At 62.4% G+C, this 18,874-nt stretch carries 17 protein-coding genes and 1 pseudogene; 10 read left to right on the forward strand and 8 right to left on the reverse strand.

The genetic code is table 11. The features are described from left to right. Positions 1–58 precede the first annotated feature (58 nt). From H7C86_RS14505 to H7C86_RS14545, 9 genes are all read left to right on the forward strand, one after another. Entirely contained in the window at positions 59–427 is a 369-nt protein-coding gene (locus tag H7C86_RS14505; protein WP_020909773.1) for a helix-turn-helix transcriptional regulator, read from the forward strand. A gap of 8 nt (positions 428–435) precedes the next feature. Further along, positions 436–1,878 (forward strand): substrate-binding protein, encoded by a 1,443-nt coding sequence (locus H7C86_RS14510; protein WP_259349123.1) that lies wholly within the window; start codon positions 436–438, stop codon positions 1,876–1,878. A gap of 114 nt (positions 1,879–1,992) precedes the next feature. Further along, positions 1,993–3,558 carry an amidase gene (locus H7C86_RS14515; protein WP_182261729.1) on the forward strand — a complete coding sequence of 522 codons (1,566 nt, stop codon included), beginning with the start codon at positions 1,993–1,995 and terminating at the stop codon, positions 3,556–3,558. A 73-nt stretch (positions 3,559–3,631) separates the two neighbouring features. Next, complete coding sequence (gene nthA / locus H7C86_RS14520; RefSeq protein WP_003946052.1) at positions 3,632–4,255, forward strand: nitrile hydratase subunit alpha; 624 nt, start codon at positions 3,632–3,634, stop codon at positions 4,253–4,255. A 26-nt stretch (positions 4,256–4,281) separates the two neighbouring features. Beyond that, positions 4,282–4,920: a nitrile hydratase subunit beta gene (gene nthB, locus H7C86_RS14525; RefSeq protein ID WP_019746133.1), complete on the forward strand. Its 639-nt coding sequence runs from the start codon at positions 4,282–4,284 to the stop codon at positions 4,918–4,920. Positions 4,921–5,018: 98 nt separating this feature from the next. Then, positions 5,019–6,218, forward strand: coding sequence for a GTP-binding protein (locus H7C86_RS14530; RefSeq protein ID WP_182261730.1), 1,200 nt, complete (start codon positions 5,019–5,021; stop codon positions 6,216–6,218). Positions 6,219–6,249: 31 nt separating this feature from the next. Then, positions 6,250–7,164, forward strand: coding sequence for an SMP-30/gluconolactonase/LRE family protein (locus tag H7C86_RS14535; RefSeq protein WP_182261731.1), 915 nt, complete (start codon positions 6,250–6,252; stop codon positions 7,162–7,164). Between the two features lie 151 nt (positions 7,165–7,315). Further along, positions 7,316–9,133: an ABC transporter substrate-binding protein/permease gene (locus H7C86_RS14540; protein ID WP_020971432.1), complete on the forward strand. Its 1,818-nt coding sequence runs from the start codon at positions 7,316–7,318 to the stop codon at positions 9,131–9,133. 4 nt (positions 9,134–9,137) lie between these two features. Next, entirely contained in the window at positions 9,138–9,884 is a 747-nt protein-coding gene (locus H7C86_RS14545) for an amino acid ABC transporter ATP-binding protein (RefSeq protein WP_020909781.1), read from the forward strand. Here H7C86_RS14545 and H7C86_RS14550 read toward each other — a convergent pair. From H7C86_RS14550 to H7C86_RS14580, 7 genes are all read right to left on the reverse strand, one after another. After that, the gene (locus tag H7C86_RS14550) at positions 9,870–11,051 is read right to left on the reverse strand and encodes an RNA polymerase sigma factor (RefSeq protein WP_182261762.1); all 1,182 of its coding nucleotides are present in this window, start codon (positions 11,049–11,051) and stop codon (positions 9,870–9,872) included. The two genes, H7C86_RS14545 and H7C86_RS14550, sit on opposite strands and share 15 nt — an antisense overlap. Before the next feature lie 8 nt (positions 11,052–11,059). Then, positions 11,060–11,467 carry a YciI family protein gene (locus H7C86_RS14555; RefSeq protein ID WP_021346141.1) on the reverse strand — a complete coding sequence of 136 codons (408 nt, stop codon included), beginning with the start codon at positions 11,465–11,467 and terminating at the stop codon, positions 11,060–11,062. A gap of 147 nt (positions 11,468–11,614) precedes the next feature. After that, on the reverse strand, positions 11,615–12,229 hold the full coding sequence (locus H7C86_RS14560) for a response regulator transcription factor (protein WP_019746140.1): 615 nt from the start codon (positions 12,227–12,229) through the stop codon (positions 11,615–11,617). Then, complete coding sequence (locus tag H7C86_RS14565) at positions 12,226–13,368, reverse strand: sensor histidine kinase (protein WP_029256773.1); 1,143 nt, start codon at positions 13,366–13,368, stop codon at positions 12,226–12,228. Before H7C86_RS14565 ends, H7C86_RS14560 begins: the two co-directional genes overlap by 4 nt. A gap of 21 nt (positions 13,369–13,389) precedes the next feature. Continuing rightward, positions 13,390–14,181, reverse strand: a complete 792-nt coding sequence (locus H7C86_RS14570; protein WP_021334418.1) for an ABC transporter permease — start codon at positions 14,179–14,181, stop codon at positions 13,390–13,392. Further along, entirely contained in the window at positions 14,178–15,116 is a 939-nt protein-coding gene (locus H7C86_RS14575) for an ABC transporter ATP-binding protein (protein WP_182261732.1), read from the reverse strand. The genes H7C86_RS14570 and H7C86_RS14575 overlap by 4 nt, the downstream gene beginning before the upstream one ends. Then, the gene (locus H7C86_RS14580; RefSeq protein WP_019746144.1) at positions 15,113–15,349 is read right to left on the reverse strand and encodes a hypothetical protein; all 237 of its coding nucleotides are present in this window, start codon (positions 15,347–15,349) and stop codon (positions 15,113–15,115) included. Before H7C86_RS14580 ends, H7C86_RS14575 begins: the two co-directional genes overlap by 4 nt. 234 nt (positions 15,350–15,583) lie before the next feature. Here H7C86_RS14580 and H7C86_RS14585 point away from each other — a divergent pair, with 234 nt between their 5' ends. Continuing rightward, complete coding sequence (locus H7C86_RS14585; protein ID WP_021346144.1) at positions 15,584–17,665, forward strand: PhoX family phosphatase; 2,082 nt, start codon at positions 15,584–15,586, stop codon at positions 17,663–17,665. A gap of 79 nt (positions 17,666–17,744) precedes the next feature. Here H7C86_RS14585 and H7C86_RS14590 read toward each other — a convergent pair. Further along, positions 17,745–18,874 (reverse strand): annotated as a pseudogene (locus H7C86_RS14590) (DUF11 domain-containing protein); the annotation flags it as partial.

Genomic DNA, 18,874 nt, shown 5'->3' on the forward strand with positions numbered 1-18,874 from the left:
GTTGACGAGTGTCGACATATCTCAGTAGAGGCCATCGAGGAAGCGCGGACAGCACACAGTGACTACTCAACGAAACGAAGAGTTGGCGTTTGCTGTGCTGGCCGACCAGGTGCGCCGACAGATTCTCGACACTCTGGCTACCCACGGCGAATGCAACGCAGGCTTCATCAGCGATCAAATTTCGACGGTCGGTCGCACCACGGTATCCACACATCTCAAGGCGCTGCGGCTGTCCGGAGTTATCGTCGAACGCCGTCAAGGACGTCATCGCTTGTTTTCGATCGATCCGTCTGGGCCCGCCAACGATGCACTCCAGTTCCTGCGCGACGTCCTCGGGCGAGCGCTGGAAGCAGGTTCGAACGCCTCCGAGTTGCCGACCACGGCGACTGAGGATTCCGACGCGGCTTCGGTGCGTCGCCGGGCTTGAGGCCCTGTTTGAGCCCCAGCATCTATTTCAGGCAGGAAGTAGAACGTGCCAGGTCTCTCCGTAACGGCACAGATCGTGACGACGGACCCGCCAGGGTCAGCCTTCGAGCGCTTCGAAACGGGGCAACTGTCGAACTCGAATGTGAGCAACTGACGGTCGGGGCCGCCGTCGCCATCTCCCTTCCCGTCGGCAACGGCGCACGCGCAGATGTAGCCGGAATGCCGATCACTCTGTTGGGGTACGTCGCCGGCGTGAAGCGGGGCCGATCGGTCGTGATCGTGCACCACCAACCGTGGCGCGGCCGTCTGACGATCCGGTTCTTTCCCGACGGCACCGGCACCCGAATCGTTCTCGAGTCCAGCCTCGATCAGGACGGCATTTCCTGGCTTGCCAACAAGCGCGGATTCGCTCCACCCGAACCTCCGCGCTCCGACCGACATCGGATCGGACTGCTGGTCAGCAAATCCGGCTCGGCGGCTGTATTCGCCCAGGCCACAGAAACACTCGCTGCCCTGGCGGTCGAAGAGATCAATGCCGACGGCGGTGTCGGCGGCGTTCTCGTCGACTTGGTGATCGGCGATGACGCTTCCGACTCGGCGGCCGGAGCGGCGACCGCACTGCGATTGGTGAAAAGCGGATGTCGCGCCATTTTTGCGTGCGTGACGTCGTCGACCTTCAACGCCGCCGCATCTGCGTTGCAAAACACCGGTGTGTTGTTGGTACACACAGTTCTCAACGAAGGAGGTCGATCGCGTCCGGGGATCCTTCGATTGGGTGAGCGGCCACTCGACCAGACGCGAGCGGGCATACCCGCAATGATGTCCGAGACCGGTTCTCGCACTTGGTTCCTGGTCGGTCAGCAGTATTCGTGGTCGTTCGGAGCACATTGGGCGGCTCGGCGTGTGATCGCCGAATCCACAGGTTCGGTGGCCGGCGAAGTCTACGTACCGTTGGGAACAACCGACTTCTCACGGATCATCGAGTCGATAGTCGACTCCGGGGCGGAACTGATTCTTTCCACCCTGGTGGGCCATGACGAGGTCTTCTTCGAACGGCAATGCGCCCAGCACGGACTGCGGGCCACCACGCGGACGTTCGCGCTGGTCCTCGACGAGGCCACTCAGCAGCTCATCGGCAATTCCGATGCCGACGGAGTCTGGGCGGCATTCGGCTACTTTCAATCCGCAGCCGGCGAGCACGACCTCGAAAAGCGATACAGCGCAAGCTCGAACGAACTCCTGCCTCCGCTCAGCTCTCTGTCGGAGACAACGTACGAAGCGATCGTCGCTTACGCACGCGCAGTCGAACGAACATCGGCGGGCGATCCGGAAACAGTACTTCGGCAGCTTGTCACAACGTCGAAAAGCTCGACGGACACCGGCGTTCCACTGCATCGGCCGATTCTGATCGCTGAATCACGCCATGGGCGTCTGTACCCCCGCTCTCTCTGAGCGCGCGTAACCCGAACTTAACGAGTCAATATGTCGATACCTATTGACGCAATTACTGATCCGGCCCTAGTCTGAAAGACAAGTGAAGCCGATCACATCAGGAGCACACTTCTCATGGCGACAATCCGACCTGACGACAATGCAATAGACACCGCTGCAAGGCATTACGGCATCACTCTCGACCAATCAGCCCGGCTCGAGTGGCCGGCACTGATCGACGGAGCACTGGGCTCCTACGACGTCGTCGACCAGTTGTACGCCGACGAGGCAACCTCGCCGACCACGTCACGCGAGCATGCGGTGCCAACTGCGAACGAAAATCCTTTGAGCGCTTGGTATGTGACCACAAGCATCCCGCCGACGTCGGACGGCGTCCTGACCGGCCGACGCGTGGCGATAAAGGACAACGTGACCGTGGCCGGAGTTCCGATGATGAACGGGTCTCGGACGGTAGAGGGATTCACTCCGTCTCGCGACGCGACTGTGGTCACTCGACTACTGGCGGCCGGTGCAACCGTCGCAGGCAAAGCTGTGTGTGAGGACCTGTGTTTCTCCGGTTCGAGCTTCACACCGGCAAGCGGACCGGTCCGCAATCCATGGGACCCACAGCGTGAAGCAGGTGGATCATCCGGTGGCAGTGCAGCTCTCGTTGCAAACGGGGACGTCGATTTTGCCATCGGCGGGGATCAAGGCGGATCGATCCGGATCCCGGCGGCATTCTGCGGCGTCGTCGGACACAAGCCGACGTTCGGGCTCGTCCCGTATACCGGTGCATTTCCCATCGAGCGGACAATCGACCATCTCGGCCCGATCACACGCACGGTCCACGATGCCGCACTGATGCTCTCGGTCATCGCCGGTCGCGACGGTAACGACCCACGCCAAGCCGACAGCGTCGAAGCAGGTGACTATCTGTCCACCCTCGACTCCGATGTGGATGGTCTGCGAATCGGGATCGTTCGAGAAGGTTTCGGGCACGCGGTCTCACAGCCCGAGGTCGACGACGCAGTCCGCGCAGCGGCACACAGTCTGACCGAAATCGGTTGCACGGTAGAGGAAGTAAACATCCCGTGGCACCTGCATGCTTTCCACATCTGGAACGTGATCGCCACGGACGGTGGTGCCTACCAGATGTTGGACGGCAACGGATACGGCATGAACGCCGAAGGTTTGTACGATCCGGAACTGATGGCACACTTTGCTTCTCGACGCATTCAGCACGCCGACGCTCTGTCCGAAACCGTCAAACTAGTGGCCCTGACCGGCCACCACGGCATCACCGCCCTCGGCGGCGCGAGCTACGGCAAAGCCCGGAACCTCGTACCGCTCGCCCGCGCCGCCTACGACACTGCCTTGAGACAATTCGACGTCCTGGTGATGCCCACACTGCCCTACGTCGCATCCGAATTGCCGGCGAAGGACGTGGATCGTGCAACCTTCATCACGAAGGCTCTCGGGATGATCGCCAACACGGCACCATTCGACGTGACCGGACATCCGTCCCTGTCCGTTCCGACCGGCCTGGTAAACGGGCTTCCGGTCGGAATGATGATCACCGGCAAGACCTTCGACGATGCGACGGTCCTCCGGGTCGGGCGCGCATTCGAAAAGCTTCGCGGCGCGTTTCCGACGCCTGCCGACCGCATCTCCGACTCTGCACCACAACTCAGCCTCACCTAATCCTGTATCCGCACTTGCACAACAAATTCCACCGATTCACACATGATCAGCCCGCATAGAAAAGGTGAACCAGATGTCAGTAACGATCGACCACACAACGGAGAACGCCGCACCGGCCCAGGCGCCGGTCTCCGATCGCGCGTGGGCCCTGTTCCGCGCACTCGACGGTAAGGGATTGGTACCCGACGGTTACGTCGAGGGATGGAAGAAGACCTTCGAGGAGGACTTCAGTCCAAGGCGCGGAGCGGAATTGGTCGCGCGGGCTTGGACCGACCCCGATTTCCGGCAGCTGCTTCTCACCGACGGTACCGCCGCGGTTGCCCAGTACGGATATCTGGGCCCCCAGGGCGAATACATCGTGGCAGTCGAAGACACCCCGACCCTCAAGAACGTGATCGTGTGCTCGCTGTGTTCATGCACCGCGTGGCCCATCCTCGGTCTGCCGCCGACCTGGTACAAGAGTTTCGAGTACCGTGCACGCGTGGTCCGCGAGCCACGGAAGGTTCTCTCCGAGATGGGAACCGAGATCGCGTCGGACGTCGAGATCCGCGTCTACGACACCACCGCCGAAACTCGGTACATGGTCCTACCGCAACGTCCCGCAGGCACCGAAGGCTGGAGCCAGGAACAACTGCAGGAAATCGTCACCAAGGACTGCCTGATCGGCGTCGCAGTCCCGCAGGTCCCCACCGTCTGACCACCCCGACAAGAAAGAAGCACACCATGGATGGAGTACACGATCTTGCCGGAGTTCAAGGCTTCGGCAAAGTCCCGCATACCGTCAACGCCGACATCGGCCCCACCTTCCACGCCGAGTGGGAACACCTGCCGTACAGCCTGATGTTCGCCGGTGTCGCCGAACTCGGGGCCTTCAGCGTCGACGAAGTTCGATACGTGGTCGAGCGGATGGAGCCCCGCCACTACATGATGACCCCGTACTACGAGCGGTACGTCATCGGCGTCGCGGCGCTGATGGTCGAAAAGGGAATCCTGACGCAGGAAGAGCTCGAAAGCCTTGCAGGAGGACCGTTCCCACTCTCACGGCCAAGCGAATCCGAAGGCCGACCGGCTCGCATCGACACAACCACCTTCGAGGTCGGTCAGCGAGTACGTGTGCGAGACGAATACGTTCCCGGGCATATTCGAATGCCTGCTTACTGCCGAGGACGGGTGGGGACCATCGCTCACCGGACCACCGAGAAGTGGCCGTTCCCCGATGCAATCGGTCACGGCCGCAACGACGCCGGCGAAGAACCCACCTACCACGTGACGTTCGCTGCGGAGGAATTGTTCGGCAGCGACACCGACGGCGGAAGCGTCGTTGTCGACCTCTTCGAGGGTTACCTCGAGCCTGCGGCCTGATCTTCCAGCATTCCAGGCGGCGGTCACGCGATCGCAGCGGTTCGCGTGACCGCCGCCTGATCACAACGATTCACTCATTCGGAAGGACACTGGAAATCATGGTCGACACACGACTTCCGGTCACGGTGCTGTCAGGTTTCCTGGGCGCCGGGAAGACGACGCTACTCAACGAGATCCTGCGCAATCGGGAGGGCCGCCGGGTTGCGGTGATCGTCAACGACATGAGCGAAATCAACATCGACAGTGCAGAAGTCGAGCGTGAGATCTCGCTCAGTCGCTCCGAGGAGAAACTGGTCGAGATGACCAACGGCTGCATCTGCTGCACTCTGCGAGAGGATCTTCTTTCCGAGATAAGCGCCTTGGCCGCCGATGGCCGATTCGACTACCTTCTCATCGAATCTTCGGGCATCTCCGAACCGCTGCCCGTCGCGGAGACGTTCACCTTCATCGATACCGACGGCCATGCCCTGGCCGACGTCGCCCGACTCGACACCATGGTCACAGTCGTCGACGGCAACAGTTTTCTGCGCGACTACACGGCTGGGGGTCGCGTCGAAGCCGATGCCCCGGAAGATGAACGAGACATCGCGGATCTGCTTGTCGATCAGATCGAATTTGCCGATGTCATCCTGGTGAGCAAGGCCGATCTCGTCTCGCACCAGCACCTGGTCGAATTGACCGCGGTCCTACGATCTTTGAACGCAATTGCTGCGATAGTTCCGATGACTCTCGGCCGTATCCCACTCGACACGATTCTCGATACCGGCTTGTTCTCGCTCGAGAAAGCTGCTCAGGCCCCTGGATGGCTACAAGAACTCCAAGGTGAACACACCCCCGAAACCGAGGAGTACGGAATCGGTTCGGTGGTGTACCGCGAGCGCGCGCCCTTCCACCCACAACGCCTGCATGACTTCCTGAGCAGCGAGTGGACCAACGGAAAGTTACTTCGGGCCAAGGGCTACTACTGGAATGCCGGCCGGTTCACCGAGATCGGGAGTATTTCTCAGGCCGGTCATCTCATTCGCCACGGATACGTCGGCCGTTGGTGGAAGTTTCTACCCCGTGACGAGTGGCCGGCCGACGACTACCGTCGCGACGGAATCCTCGACAAGTGGGAAGAACCTGTCGGTGACTGCCGACAAGAACTCGTCTTCATCGGCCAATCCATCGACCCGTCTCGACTGCACCGAGAACTCGACGCGTGTCTACTCACCACAGCCGAGATCGAACTCGGGCCAGACGTGTGGACCACCTGGAGCGACCCCCTGGGCGTCGGCTATACCGACCAGACCGTTTGATATTGGTCCGATTTGCCGTAAGTTGTGCGCAATGGGGCTATCACGCAACCGAACTCGGGCGTTGTTGATCGTCGCGGCAATCGCAGCCGGGACCGCTGCCGCGGTGACGCCGGCGGAAGCCACCTGGACAACCGCGCCGATGTGCGGCGATTGGCAGGTCGAGACCGTAGCCCAGGGGTTGGAACAGCTCGAAAACCTCGAGACCGATGACAACGGCGGGTTCTACCTCTCCGGCGAGTCGAAGATCTATCACGTCGACGCCGAAGGACAGGTACGAACCGTCCTCGACGGCATTGCTGCTCCTGGCGGTTTGCAGCTCGACGGTTCGAGGCTGTCCTTCCTCACCAGACAGGACGGCAAGCTGTGGCAACTGGACACCACGACGGATCAGCTGTCCGCACCCGTCGACTTCGCGGGCAACGGCTTGCTCCGACTTCCCGACGGCGATCTTCTGACGACGTGGGTCGGAACGGAGGGCGGCCCGTCGAAGGGCGTGTCGCGCTATCAACATGACTCCCGAACCGTCGTACCCAATTGGGCCGCAGTGCCACGTTCGGAGGGGCTCGCGCTCAGTCCGGATCATCGAGCCGTGTACACCGATGATCTGTTCACAGGTCAGATCATTCGAGTCCCTGTGGATACCCCTGATGCGTGGGCCGTTGTCGCAACCGTCCCGAGCCCGGTACCCGGTCTCGACGATCTGACCGTGTCGCGGGATGGGATGCTCTACGTCGCTGCTCACCTCGAGGGCGCGATCTATCGTGTAGATCCCGAGACCGGGAAGTCCTGCGTCGTCGCTTCGGGTCTGTCGGGTGGGTGGACCGGGCCGAGTTCAGTGCGTATCGGCCGGGACGGCGACGGCTGGGCGCTCTACGTCACCGGCTTCGACGGGACACTGCGCCGCCTGGTACCGCCGGCGGGCGTCGAACTCGCACCGGTTCGGTAACTCCGTTCTCTTCGAGACGGGATTCTCCGACCTGGCGATACTTAAAATCACGCTGATTTGAAGGCATGCCCGCAGCGCAGCGGCCGCTTGTCCGAAAACTGTCAACAGTTCTACACGGAGAAATGGCTACCCTTAGGTTTACGCTGCTCGCATGTTTTCTTCCGTCGCAGCGAAGATCCGCCTGGTGGTGGCACTGCTCCTCACTGCCCTCCTGGCGCTGACTCTGTCATCGTGCTCGAGTGGTTCGGATTCGTCGGCAGCCCCCACAGACCTGTGTGCACCTCCGGGAGTGGGAGCCGCAACCGCGGCCCCCACCAATCTGGATGCGGCAGCGGGTGCGGGCGCCGAAGACCGCTACACCACGGCCACCGTCACCCCGGTCGATCGGATCGACACCTCGAAGCTGAACTTGATCAAACCCGGGGTCATCACGGTCGGCACGCTCGGTGACGCGCCCCCGAGCATCTGCGTCAACTCCGATAATCAGTACACCGGATACGACAACGAGCTGCTGAAGGCCGTCGCGGACAAGCTGGGCCTGAAGGTCGAGTTCGTCGGCACCGAGTTCGCCGGGCTCCTCGCCCAGGTTGCCGGTCGACGCTTCGACGTCGGCTCGTCGTCCATCACCACCACAGACGACCGTCGCAACACCGTCGGCTTCACCAACGGTTACGACTTCGGATACTTCTCCCTCGTCGTGCCTAACGGCAGCCCGATCACCGGCTTCGGAGACCTGGACGCATCAAAGCGCATCGGCGTCGTGCAGGGAACCGTGCAGGACGACTACGTCGTGAACACGCTCAAGCTCGATCCCGTGAAGTTTCCCGACTACGCCACGGCGTACGCGAACCTCAAGTCCGGACAGATCGACGCCTGGGTAGCTCCGTCTCAGCAGGCCGAAGGCGCAATCGCTCCGGGTGATCCGACCTCGATCATCCAGAACACCTTCTCGGTCAACAACTTCGTCGGCTGGGCGGTGAACAAGGAGAACCAGCCGCTGATCGACGCCCTCAACTCCGGCCTCGACGCAGTCATCGACGACGGAACCTGGTCTCAGCTGTACGCCGACTGGGTACCGCGCCAACTCCCTGAAGGCTGGAAGCCCGGATCCAAGGCCGCGGCCACTCCGGAACTGCCCGACTTCGCAGCCATTGCCGCGGAAAACGCAGCAAACGGTGACGGTGGCGATACTGCGTCGTACCAACCGAAGTCGACGCTCGAACAGCTCAAGGACACGTTCTTCGACTGGGATCTGTACAAGAAGGCATTCCCCGATCTCCTCAAGACCGGTCTTCCCAACACCCTGATCCTTGCGCTCGCGTCTGGCATCATCGGCACGATCCTCGGCATGCTGCTCGCTGTCGCCGGTATCTCGCGAACCCGTTGGCTGCGTTGGCCCGCCCGCGTCTACACCGACATCTTCCGTGGCCTGCCCGCCGTCGTCATCATCTTGATCATCGGGCTCGGCGTCGGACCGATCGTCAAGGGAATCACCGGAAGCAATCCGTACTGGCTCGGTGTCGCGGCGCTGTCACTGCTCGCGTCGGCGTACATCGGTGAGATCTTCAGATCCGGTATCCAGAGCGTCGAGTCCGGGCAGCTCGAGGCTTCACGTGCCCTCGGCTTCAGCTACCGCAAGTCCATGTCGCTGGTCGTCATCCCGCAGGGTGTACGACGCGTTCTGCCGGCGTTGATGAACCAGTTCATCTCGTTGATCAAGGACTCGTCGCTGATCTACTTCCTCGGTCTCCTCGTCACCCAGCGGGAGCTCTTTGCCGTCGGACGTGATCTCAACGCCCAGACCGGCAGCCTGTCCCCGCTCGTTGCGGCAGGCTTGTTCTACCTTGCTCTGACCATCCCGCTGACGCACCTCGTCAACTACATCGACAACCGACTCCGGACCGGACGCGCCGACACTTCAGGCACGTTGGATCCGCTCGAGCAGGCCATCGTCGTGGAAAGGGGCTGAGGACATGACCACCAGCTCTGAACTGAAGTCCGTATCGCTCACCGGCAAGGACCTGCATCTGTCCTTCGGCACAAACAAGGTGCTTCGCGGCGTCAACCTGCACGTCGACGCCGGAAACACCGTCACCGTCATCGGGCCCTCCGGTTCGGGCAAGTCGACGCTCCTGCGCGTGCTGAACCGTCTGCACGAGCCTGAGCAGGGTGACGTGCTGCTCGACGGGAAGTCCGTCTTGAAGGACAACCCCGACGAGCTTCGCCAGCGAATCGGCATGGTGTTCCAGCACTTCAACCTGTTCCCACACAAGACCGTCGCCGAGAACATCGCGCTCGGGCCGAACAAGCTCAAGGGGTTGTCCAAGGAACAAGCTCGGGCGCTCGCGCTCGAGCAGCTGGATCTGGTGGGGCTCAAGGAGAAGGCGGACTCGCGGCCCGGCAACCTTTCCGGTGGTCAGCAGCAGCGCGTCGCCATTGCCCGCGCCTTGGCGATGAAGCCCGAGGTCATGTTCTTCGACGAGGCGACGTCAGCTCTCGACCCCGAACTGGTCAAGGGTGTTCTGGCGTTGATGGCCGATCTCGCGAAGTCCGGTATGACCATGGTCGTCGTGACGCACGAAATGGGCTTCGCGCGTTCCGTTTCCGACAAGGTGCTCTTCATGGACCGCGGCGCCGTTGTCGAAACCGGTACTCCGGAACAGCTTTTCGACGATCCCGAGACCGATCGACTGCAGGCGTTCCTGTCACAGGTTCTCTGACCCAGGACGCTTCAGAGATCGACGGGCGTTGATCCTCGACGCCTGAAGCATCAGATGGTCACGTTCGGCGAGGTTGGATGCCTTGTGCGCTGCATCGGCATACAACCTCGCCGCCGTCTCCACGTCTCCGTCGCGTTCACGGAGATAGGCCTCGACTGCGGCATGGCGTGGAAGTGAATCGTCCAGCGCTGCAAGAGCTGCCAAGCCGGCGCGTGGCCCGTCCGCCTCGCCGACCGCCACCACTCGGTTGAGCCGGACGATCGGGCTGTCGGTCAGGGCTGCGAGTTCGTCGTACCACTCCACGATCTGCACCCAATCGGTCTCGTCTGCTGTGAGAGCGTCGGCATGAAGTGCGGCAATCGCGGCCTGGGCTTGGAACTCGCCCAATCGGTCGCGAGCGAGGGCTCCCTGAAGGATCACGACCCCTTCCGCGATCGTCTCGGTGTCCCACCGTCCGCGGTCCTGCTCGGCAAGCGGAACCAGGCTGCCGTCTGCGGCAGTGCGCGCGGCGCGGCGAGCGTGATGAAGCAGCATCAGAGCGAGCAACCCCGCCACCTCGGGATGATCGATCGCAGCGGCGAGCTGCCGGGTGAGCCTGATGGCCTCGGCAGCCAGGTCGACGTCGCCGGAGTACCCCTCGTTGAAGACCAGATAAAGGACACGTAGAACGGTGGCGACATCGCCGGGTTGCTCGAACCGGACGCCGGAGACCGTGCGCTTGGCTCGGCTGATGCGCTGAGCCATCGTCGCCTCAGGCACCAGGTAGGCCTGCGCAATCTGGCGAGTGGTCAGCCCGCCGACAGCGCGCAGCGTGAGTGCAACGGCGGACGACGGCGTCAACGACGGGTGAGCGCACAGAAAGTAGAGCTGGAGTGTGTCGTCCACGCCCGGCACCGACCCGCTGACCGGCCGCTCGCCTGGCTGCTCGTCAACCAGAAACTCCCGCTTGCGACGAGCCGCATCCGACCGGATCCCGTCGAGGAACCGCCGCCAGGCCACTGTGACCAGCCAGCCCTTGGGGTCCCGCGGCGGGTTGTCCGGCCAGGCCCTCACCGCCTCGAGCAGAGCGTCTTGCACGGCGTCCTCGGCCGACGCGAAATCTGCTCCGCGGCGGACGAGGATGCCGAGCACGCTCGGAGTCAGACGTCGAAGCAACGCGTCGTCCATGAGAGTCGTCAGTCCGTGATGGTCGGCGGCTCGGTCAGGAACGGGCGCAGTTCGAGCCATTCGTGAATCGGCTTCCCGCCTGCGCCGGGCGCGGCCGAGAGCTCCCCGGCCAATTCGACGGCTCGGTCGTAGTTGTCGACGTCGATCACCATCCAGCCGGCAATGAGGTCCTTGGTTTCCGCGAACGGGCCGTCGGTGACCGGCGGGCGACCCTCACCGTCGTACCGGACAAAGGTGCCCTCAGGAGCGAGAGCCTGACCGTCGACGAACTCGCCCGCCTTCTCGAGCCGATCCGCGAAGTCCTGCATGTACTTCACGTGGGCCGTGATCTCTTCCGGTGTCCACTGGTCCATCGGCACGTCGTTGACTGCAGCCGGAGCGCCGCGGTAGTGCTTGAGCAGCAAGTACTTGGCCATCGTGAATCTCCTCTGTGTCGGTGCCACCCATTCTGGTCGCACGTCACTACAGGGACGAAGCAAGTCGGGGATTCTCGACATCGCAGGGCCTTCGGCCCTGTGCGCCTTTTTGGTAGTGCCCGCAACCAGAAAGGCGCACGGGAGGCCCTAAATCCACCCCTGCCGGCGGGCGATCACTGCAGCTTCGTGCCGATTGGCCGCACCGAGTTTGGTGACAGCTGACGACAAATAGTTTCGGGTGGTACCCGCAGACAGGTGTGCCCGGGAAGCGATCTGCTCGATGGATGCCCCGTCGGCCGCGTATTCGAGTACGTCCGCCTCGCGCGGAGTAAGCGGTGAGTCGCCGGCGCCGATCGCCTCGGCAGCCAACGACGGGTCGACGTACCTCCCACCGGCATGGACGCTGCGGACCACCTCGGCGAGCGTCGCCGCAGGCGTCGTCTTCGGTAGAAATCCGCGGACACCTGCTGACAGTGCCTTCTTCAAGTACCCAGGACGCCCGTGGCTCGTCACGATGATCGAGACGCACCCCGAGACCGTCTGCGCAATCTGTTGCGCCGTCTCGATGCCGTCGATACCCGCCATCTGAAGGTCGAGCACGGCTACGTGAGGTTGATGCTTTGCAGCAGCGATCACGGCATCCTCGCCGGATTCGGCTTCTGCCACGACAACGATGTCGTCCTCGAGCGACAACATCATGGCCAGAGCCGAGCGGATCAGGTTCTCGTCGTCGGCCAGCAGTACCTTGATCGGCTCGGTCACCGAGACTCCTTCGTTCGGGACGGAAAGTGGGCGGTGAGGGTGAAGCGATCTTCGTCCTGCACGGTTTCGACAGTTCCTCCGACGGCGCCGACGCGCTCGCGTAAGCCGTTCAGGCCGGTTCCGTTGTTCGGCTCTGCGATCCGTGCGCCGTCGTTGGCAATCACGACGCCGTCCGCGGACACCTCGATGCTGCAATTCTCGGCACTGGAGTGCCGGAGAATGTTGGTCACGCCTTCACGGACGACCCACGCGGCGGCCTCGGCCAGTTCCACCGGCAGTTGATCTGCCGATCCACGTATCGCGGTGGAGATTCCGGCGGCCTCGAGCAGAGACTGCGCACCAGCCAACTCGGACGCCAAGGCGATGGACCGGTATCCCCGAACCAACTCGCGCGCTTCGTCGAGAGAATCTTGCGCAAGTTCGCGCACTTCGTCCATCTGCGCGGCTGCACGATCGTCGCCGCGTCGTGAAAGTGTCGCTGCTAGTTCGCTTTTCACCGCAATTGCAGACAGTGCCCGCCCGACGACGTCATGGAGATCGCGTGAAAATCGCAACCGCTCCTCGGCGACGGACAGGGCAGCGGCAGCTCCGCGAGCCTCGTCCAATTCGGTGACCATGCGAAGCAGCCACACCGACATGTAGACGGTCAGCCCCATGAAGGCGGCGACGATTCCGACGGACACGCCGCTTTCCGGACCCGCAAGCAGTCCCAATACGACCCCGGCAGCCACCGAGCCCACGATCAGCCAGCGCAACGACGTCAACCCTGCAAGGGGCACGACAAGGATTGCCGCGAGCCAGAAGTACGGGCCGTTCTCGGCATTGCTTCCCAAGGCGATTCCCGCCGAGCAGAACGCCGACAACGTCATCACGGCAAGAGGAATCTGGACGGGCTTGGCCACGACTCCACCCAGATCTGGCATCCGAGACACGGCGATGACGCACGCAACGGCACTGATCCCGAGGAAGACACCCGACAGGTACCGATCCGCAACGATCTCGGTGACCGCACCGAAGCCACCGAAAACCACTGCGACCATGATGAACGATTGCCGCGTGTAGAGGCGAACCTTGTCGACGTTCGACGCGGTTCGCCACGTCCGTCTCGGATTCCAGCGTCCGAAGTTCTGCGCGATCATGCCCACTACCTTCTCAGAGTTCTACGAACGCGGTTCCCAGCGGAAGTGGACGTTCGCGATCAGAACCGAACCGACGATCCACGCCAGCATGACCAACAGCGGTTGCCCAGCCGAACCGAAGGTGTCGACAAATCCGGCCGCCGCACCGGGCGCATCGCCCAGATCAGCCAGTTCGCCAGTGGTCCGCCCCAGCCATCCGAGATTGAGAAGGTCGACTACTGCGGCCAGCGGAGTGAAATCGAGAATGCGAGCAACGTTGTCCGGCACGACATTCCTGATCGAAGACATACCTGCCGTCGCCAGAATCAGAATCGGCATGCAGGTGATCTGCGCCGCCTCTGCATTTCGCGTGACAGCCGAAGTGATCAACGCCAGCGCCGTGAAGAGCGCGGCGCCGCCGATCACCGCGACCAGCACCAGCACCGGATTGACCGGAGCACTACCGCCCAGAACCATCACAGCGATTCCGATGACCACCGTCAACAGCGCGGTGAGAACCCACGACGGCACTGCCGGGCCCGCCAGGATCTCGGCGTCGCTGCATTCCCCGGTCCGTAGTCGCTTGAGAACCAACTCGTCACGGCGCGTCGCGTACACCGACAGCAGGTTGTAGAAGACCACGAAGACGAGAAGGAACAGTGCAAATACCTCGAGGCCTGCCGACACCGACTTGTCCGACAGCCCGCCGTCTCGCGACAGGTACAGCATTCCCACGGGAAAGATCAGCGGGAGGACGATTGCATTGAAGAGCAACAGTCGATTTCGTCCCAGGAGCGTGAACTCCGAACGAGACAGGGTTGCGATGCGGTTCATGCCGACGCTCCTTCGAGAGTTGCGTGATGATCGAATTGGTCTGCAATGGAGAGGAATACTGTCTCCAGGGACGCCGCCCGGGCATCCAAGCCGGTCAGCAAGACATCATTGTGCTGCGCCCACAGCAGCAGTTCCGTCAGCGTCTCCTGGACGGTGCGAGTGGTGATCAGCACCAGATCGTTTTCGACGCGCACCTCGGCGCCGGCCAGCGCTGGGAGCGGAAGGCCTGGGCGGTGCAGTTTGATCTGGGCGGGATGATCTGCGACGACGTCCGCCACGGTTCCGCTGCGCACGACCGATCCACGGTGCATGATCGCCAATTGGTCGCACAAGGATTCAGCTTCGTCGAGATAGTGCGTCGTCAACATGATGGTGACGCCCGACGCTTTCAAGTCAGCGATCAATTGCCAAGTGTTACGACGACTTTCGGGATCCAAACCAGTAGTCGGTTCGTCGAGGAACAGTACGAGTGTCCGGCCGATGATCGCGCACGCCAGATCCAGTCGGCGCGCTTCACCGCCCGAGAGGAACTTCACGCGGGTATCGCCACGGTCACGCATGTCCACGCGCTCGAGCACCTCGTCGACGGGAAGCGGATTCGAGCACGTTCCGGCCCACATCGCCAAACTCTCACGAGCAGTCAGGTCTTGGGGAAGCCCACCCTTCTGGAGCATGATGCCAAGCGACGGTCGAATCTGCTTGCGGTTGCGCACCGGATCCATTCCCAGAACGCGCACCGTACCGGCGCTGGGTCGTGAAAGGCCCTGAATCACTTCGAGAGTGGATGTCTTGCCGGCACCGTTTGTTCCGAGGAGGCCGAACAGCTCGCCTTCCTGAACACTCAGATCCAGATTGCGAACAGCATCGAACGCCTCCTTGCCGGAGCCGTAGCGCCGCGACATTCCGACTACGTCGATCACGGGATCGCCCTTCATCGCTGCGCCTCCTCTCGGTTCCAGCTGCGCAGTCCGATCGTGAATCGAATGCCCGCGTAGACCGCGAGAGCGGCAACAAGAATCCAGGACACCGGATTGGAGCCGATGATCGCGAATACCCCTCCGATGATCGCGATGTTCACCACGATCACAACAAGTTCGCGGCCCATCGTGGGTGCGGGTCCGATGTCCATCAGGTCCGTCAAGAGGCTTCCCTCATGTGGTTCTCTCATGCCTCCAAGCCTCGCGGGAAGTCCGCGACGAAAACAGTGCACCGCGTCATCACCTGCGGTGACACCGTCATGGATCGGCGATGACAAATGTCATGCGACGTCCCCGCGGGGACGCGTCGTAAATTGCAGGTAAGGGTCGCCTCGTTGTTTTGCCGTTCATTTTTACGTTCCTTTACCCTCGCTTAGAGCTTCTACGGTTCCCGAAGTCCGTACATCGAATCTCGGGAGTTCACGGTGGCTATCAAGCCTTTGGCCTTGTTCGTCAAACACGACGGCGTGTCTGCACGCGCGTCGATCACCTGCCAGTACAAGTGCGGAAACGCGTGCTCTCATGAGGTCCCCAACACCTCGGGCGGCGAATACTTCCGCGATATCGCACGCACGGCACTGACTCGTCGCGGCATGCTCCGGGGCAGCGGCATGGCAGTGCTCGCGGTGGGAGCGGGCAGCGCCCTCGTCGCGTGTTCGGACGAATCCGCAAGTGCCGAACCGGGAACCGGATCAGCGAGCGGCAGCAGCGGCGGAACCACACCAGCGGGGACGAACTTCGACGCCGTCGCGCCCAACAAGGAAGACAAGGTCACGGTCCCTGACGGATACGATCAGGCCGTCGTCATCCGTTGGGGTGACGCCGTTCTCGCCGGAGCCCCGGCATTCGACTTCGACAAGCAGACTGCGGCAGCACAGGAACTGCAGTTCGGATTCAACAACGACTTCGCCGGATTGCTCCCGGTCGACGGGCAGCCCAACACCTACCTCCTCGTGGTCAATCACGAATACTCCACCGAGCCGGCGATGTTCCGCGGCTACGATGCGGAGAACCCGACCGAGGAGCAGTTCAAGATCGGCCTGGCCAGCCACGGACTGTCAGTCGTCCAGGTCAAGGGCGAATCCGACAACGGCAAGCTGGTACCGGAGATCGGATCGAACAACCGCCGCATCACCGGAACCACGGAGTTTGTCGTGACCGGCCCCGCTGCAGGTAGCGACTTCCTCAAGACGAGTGCCGATCCCACGGGAACCAAAGTGCTCGGCACCCTCAACAATTGCGCTGGCGGCGTCACACCCTGGGGCACAGTGCTTTCCGGCGAAGAGAACTTCAACCAGTACTTCGCTAACGCCGAGGGTGTCACCGATCCCACGGTGGCAGCCCGGCTGAAGCGCTACGGTCTGGCCGGAGCCGCTTCCGAGCGCAAGTGGGAACGCTTCGACAAGCGGTTCGATCTGGTCGCAGAACCCAACGAGGTCAACCGATTCGGATACGTCGTCGAGATCGATCCCTGGGATCCGTCGTCGACTCCGATCAAGCACACAGCGCTCGGACGTTTCAAGCACGAAGCCGCCACCATTTACATCACGTCGGACGGCACCGTCGTTGCATACAGCGGTGACGACGAGCGCTTCGACTACATGTACAAGTTCGTCTCGAGCCGAAAGATGCAGGACGGCAAGAGTCAGGCAGCCATGCGCCACAACATGACTCTGCTCGACGCCGGAACACTGTACGTTGCAAAGCTCAGCGGAAACTCCGCCGGCGAGATCGACGGAACCGGCAAACTCCCGTCGGACGGCACGTTCGACGGAACCGGCGAGTGGGTAGCCATCCTGCGCACCGGCGAAGACGGCAAGGGCGAATCGCTGGTAGACGGTATGAGCGCCGAAGAGGTCGCCGTCTTCACCCGCCAGGCCGGTGACAAGGTCGGGGCAACGAAGATGGATCGCCCCGAGGACTTCGAGGCAAACCCGAAGAGCGGCAAGGTTTACGTCGCACTGACCAACAACACCAAGCGCGGAGTCGACGGTGGTGCCGCGGCCGACGAGGCGAACCCGAGGAACAACAACAAGAACGGCCAGGTCCTCGAGATCACCGACGACCACGCCGGCACCACCTTCGGCTGGAATCTTCTTCTCGTCTGCGGAGATCCGGCCACAGCCGATACTTACTTCGGCGGGTTCGACAAGAGCAAGGTCAGCCCCATCTCATGCCCGGACAACCTTGCCTTCGACCCGCACGGCAATCTGTGGATCTCCACCGACGGCAACGCACTCAAGTCCAACGACGGACTGTTCAGCGTTGTCCTCGAAGGCGAAAACCGCGGTGAAACAAAGCAGTTCCTCACCGTTCCCGTCGGCGCCGAAACCTGCGGCCCCATCGTGGACGAGAAGCGCGTCATCGTCTGCGTCCAGCACCCCGGCGAGACCGACGACGCCAGCATCGAAAGCCCCGCATCCCATTGGCCCGACGGTGGCTCCTCCCAGCCTCGCCCGTCGGTAGTTGCAGCCTGGAAGAAGGACGGATCTCGGCTCGGCTCGTAACACACACGAAAACGACTGTGGGGCAGATCGCATACTCTGCGATCTGCCCCACGTCGTTTACCTCAGATTCTCAAGAGAATCAGTTGTCACCATCCTCGCGACGCTTACGCGTCAGGAGAACAACACCCGTTCCCAGCGCCAGCAGCAGAACCAAACCGCCTGCCGCGAGCAACCCGGTGTTCACGCCACTCTCACCAGCGCCACCACCCGAGTTGATCGTTCCACCCTGAGGAGCAGACGTCGGCGGCTTCGGCTGACCCGGGTTTGCTGTCGGCGGCTTCGGCTGTCCCGGAACCGTGCTCGGAACCGGCTGACCCGGAACCGTCGGCGGTACGACGATCGGAGGCACAACGACGATCGGGGGAATGATGATCGTCGGTGTAACCGGCACCGTCGTGTTCGGAACCGTCGTGGTCGGCGGAACTCTCGTGACCGGCGGCGTTGTCGTCGGCGGCGTCGTCGTTGTCGTCACGCCACACGGATCCACAATCTCCTCCGCGACAACTTCTTCTGTCGTGGTCTCCTCTGTGGTGGTCTCCTCCGTGGTGGTGGATTCCTCCGTACCGGTCACATCAGCGTCACCGGTAGTGGTCGCGCTAGCCGTCGTCGTCGCAACCGTTGTGGTCGGAACCATCCGCGTGGTCGTCGTCGGAGGAACACAGGGCTCCGTCGTGACCGGCGGCGTCGTGGTGGTCGTCGGAGGCACCGTGGTGGTGGTCTCCGGCGGGTCCACCGGGTGTTCGGTGCAGAGAGCGTCGCCCGGGACACAGTCCACCGGCGGGTTCTCGCCACCAACCACCAGGTAGTTGTTCAGGACGCCCGGGGTGAATCCGGGACCTGACAATGTTCCGATCTCAGGATTGACCTTGACGGTGTACGTCACCGTCGCGCTCTCACCCTTGGCCAGCTTTCCGGTGACTGTGAAGACGTTGTCGACGACACCCGAAACAACCAGCGTGGAAGTGGTAGCCGGATTCTTCGTCATTACTGCATCGTCGAGAACATCGGTCAGATCGTCGTAGAAGCTGATCTCACCATCCGCGGTTCCCACATTCTTGAACGTGAGCGTGTACGTGATCTCCTGGCCGCCAACCACACGGTTCGTGGTGGACGGGTCAGAGGACTTCAGTACCTCGATTGCGGGAGTGCCATCAACCGGGTGTTCGGTCGTGACCGGCGGAGGAGTGATCTCCGGACCGGTCGGCGGCT

It is taken from the genome of Rhodococcus sp. UFZ-B548, from assembly GCF_903819475.1.
GTDB classification, from domain to species: Bacteria; Actinomycetota; Actinomycetes; order Mycobacteriales; family Mycobacteriaceae; genus Rhodococcus_F; species Rhodococcus_F erythropolis.

Excerpts from the sequence above, each read along its gene's own strand:
- H7C86_RS14515 (WP_182261729.1), top strand. The coding sequence starts at position 1,993 with ATGGCGACAATCCGACCTGACGACAATGCAATAGACACCGCTGCAAGG.
- nthA (WP_003946052.1), top strand. The coding sequence starts at position 3,632 with ATGTCAGTAACGATCGACCACACAACGGAGAACGCCGCACCGGCCCAG.
- nthB (WP_019746133.1), top strand. The coding sequence starts at position 4,282 with ATGGATGGAGTACACGATCTTGCCGGAGTTCAAGGCTTCGGCAAAGTC.
- H7C86_RS14530 (WP_182261730.1), top strand. The coding sequence starts at position 5,019 with ATGGTCGACACACGACTTCCGGTCACGGTGCTGTCAGGTTTCCTGGGC.
- H7C86_RS14535 (WP_182261731.1), top strand. The coding sequence starts at position 6,250 with ATGGGGCTATCACGCAACCGAACTCGGGCGTTGTTGATCGTCGCGGCA.
- H7C86_RS14540 (WP_020971432.1), top strand. The coding sequence starts at position 7,316 with ATGTTTTCTTCCGTCGCAGCGAAGATCCGCCTGGTGGTGGCACTGCTC.
- H7C86_RS14545 (WP_020909781.1), top strand. The coding sequence starts at position 9,138 with ATGACCACCAGCTCTGAACTGAAGTCCGTATCGCTCACCGGCAAGGAC.
- H7C86_RS14550 (WP_182261762.1), bottom strand. The coding sequence starts at position 11,051 with ATGGACGACGCGTTGCTTCGACGTCTGACTCCGAGCGTGCTCGGCATC.
- H7C86_RS14555 (WP_021346141.1), bottom strand. The coding sequence starts at position 11,467 with ATGGCCAAGTACTTGCTGCTCAAGCACTACCGCGGCGCTCCGGCTGCA.
- H7C86_RS14565 (WP_029256773.1), bottom strand. The coding sequence starts at position 13,368 with ATGATCGCGCAGAACTTCGGACGCTGGAATCCGAGACGGACGTGGCGA.
- H7C86_RS14570 (WP_021334418.1), bottom strand. The coding sequence starts at position 14,181 with ATGAACCGCATCGCAACCCTGTCTCGTTCGGAGTTCACGCTCCTGGGA.
- H7C86_RS14575 (WP_182261732.1), bottom strand. The coding sequence starts at position 15,116 with ATGAAGGGCGATCCCGTGATCGACGTAGTCGGAATGTCGCGGCGCTAC.
- H7C86_RS14580 (WP_019746144.1), bottom strand. The coding sequence starts at position 15,349 with ATGAGAGAACCACATGAGGGAAGCCTCTTGACGGACCTGATGGACATC.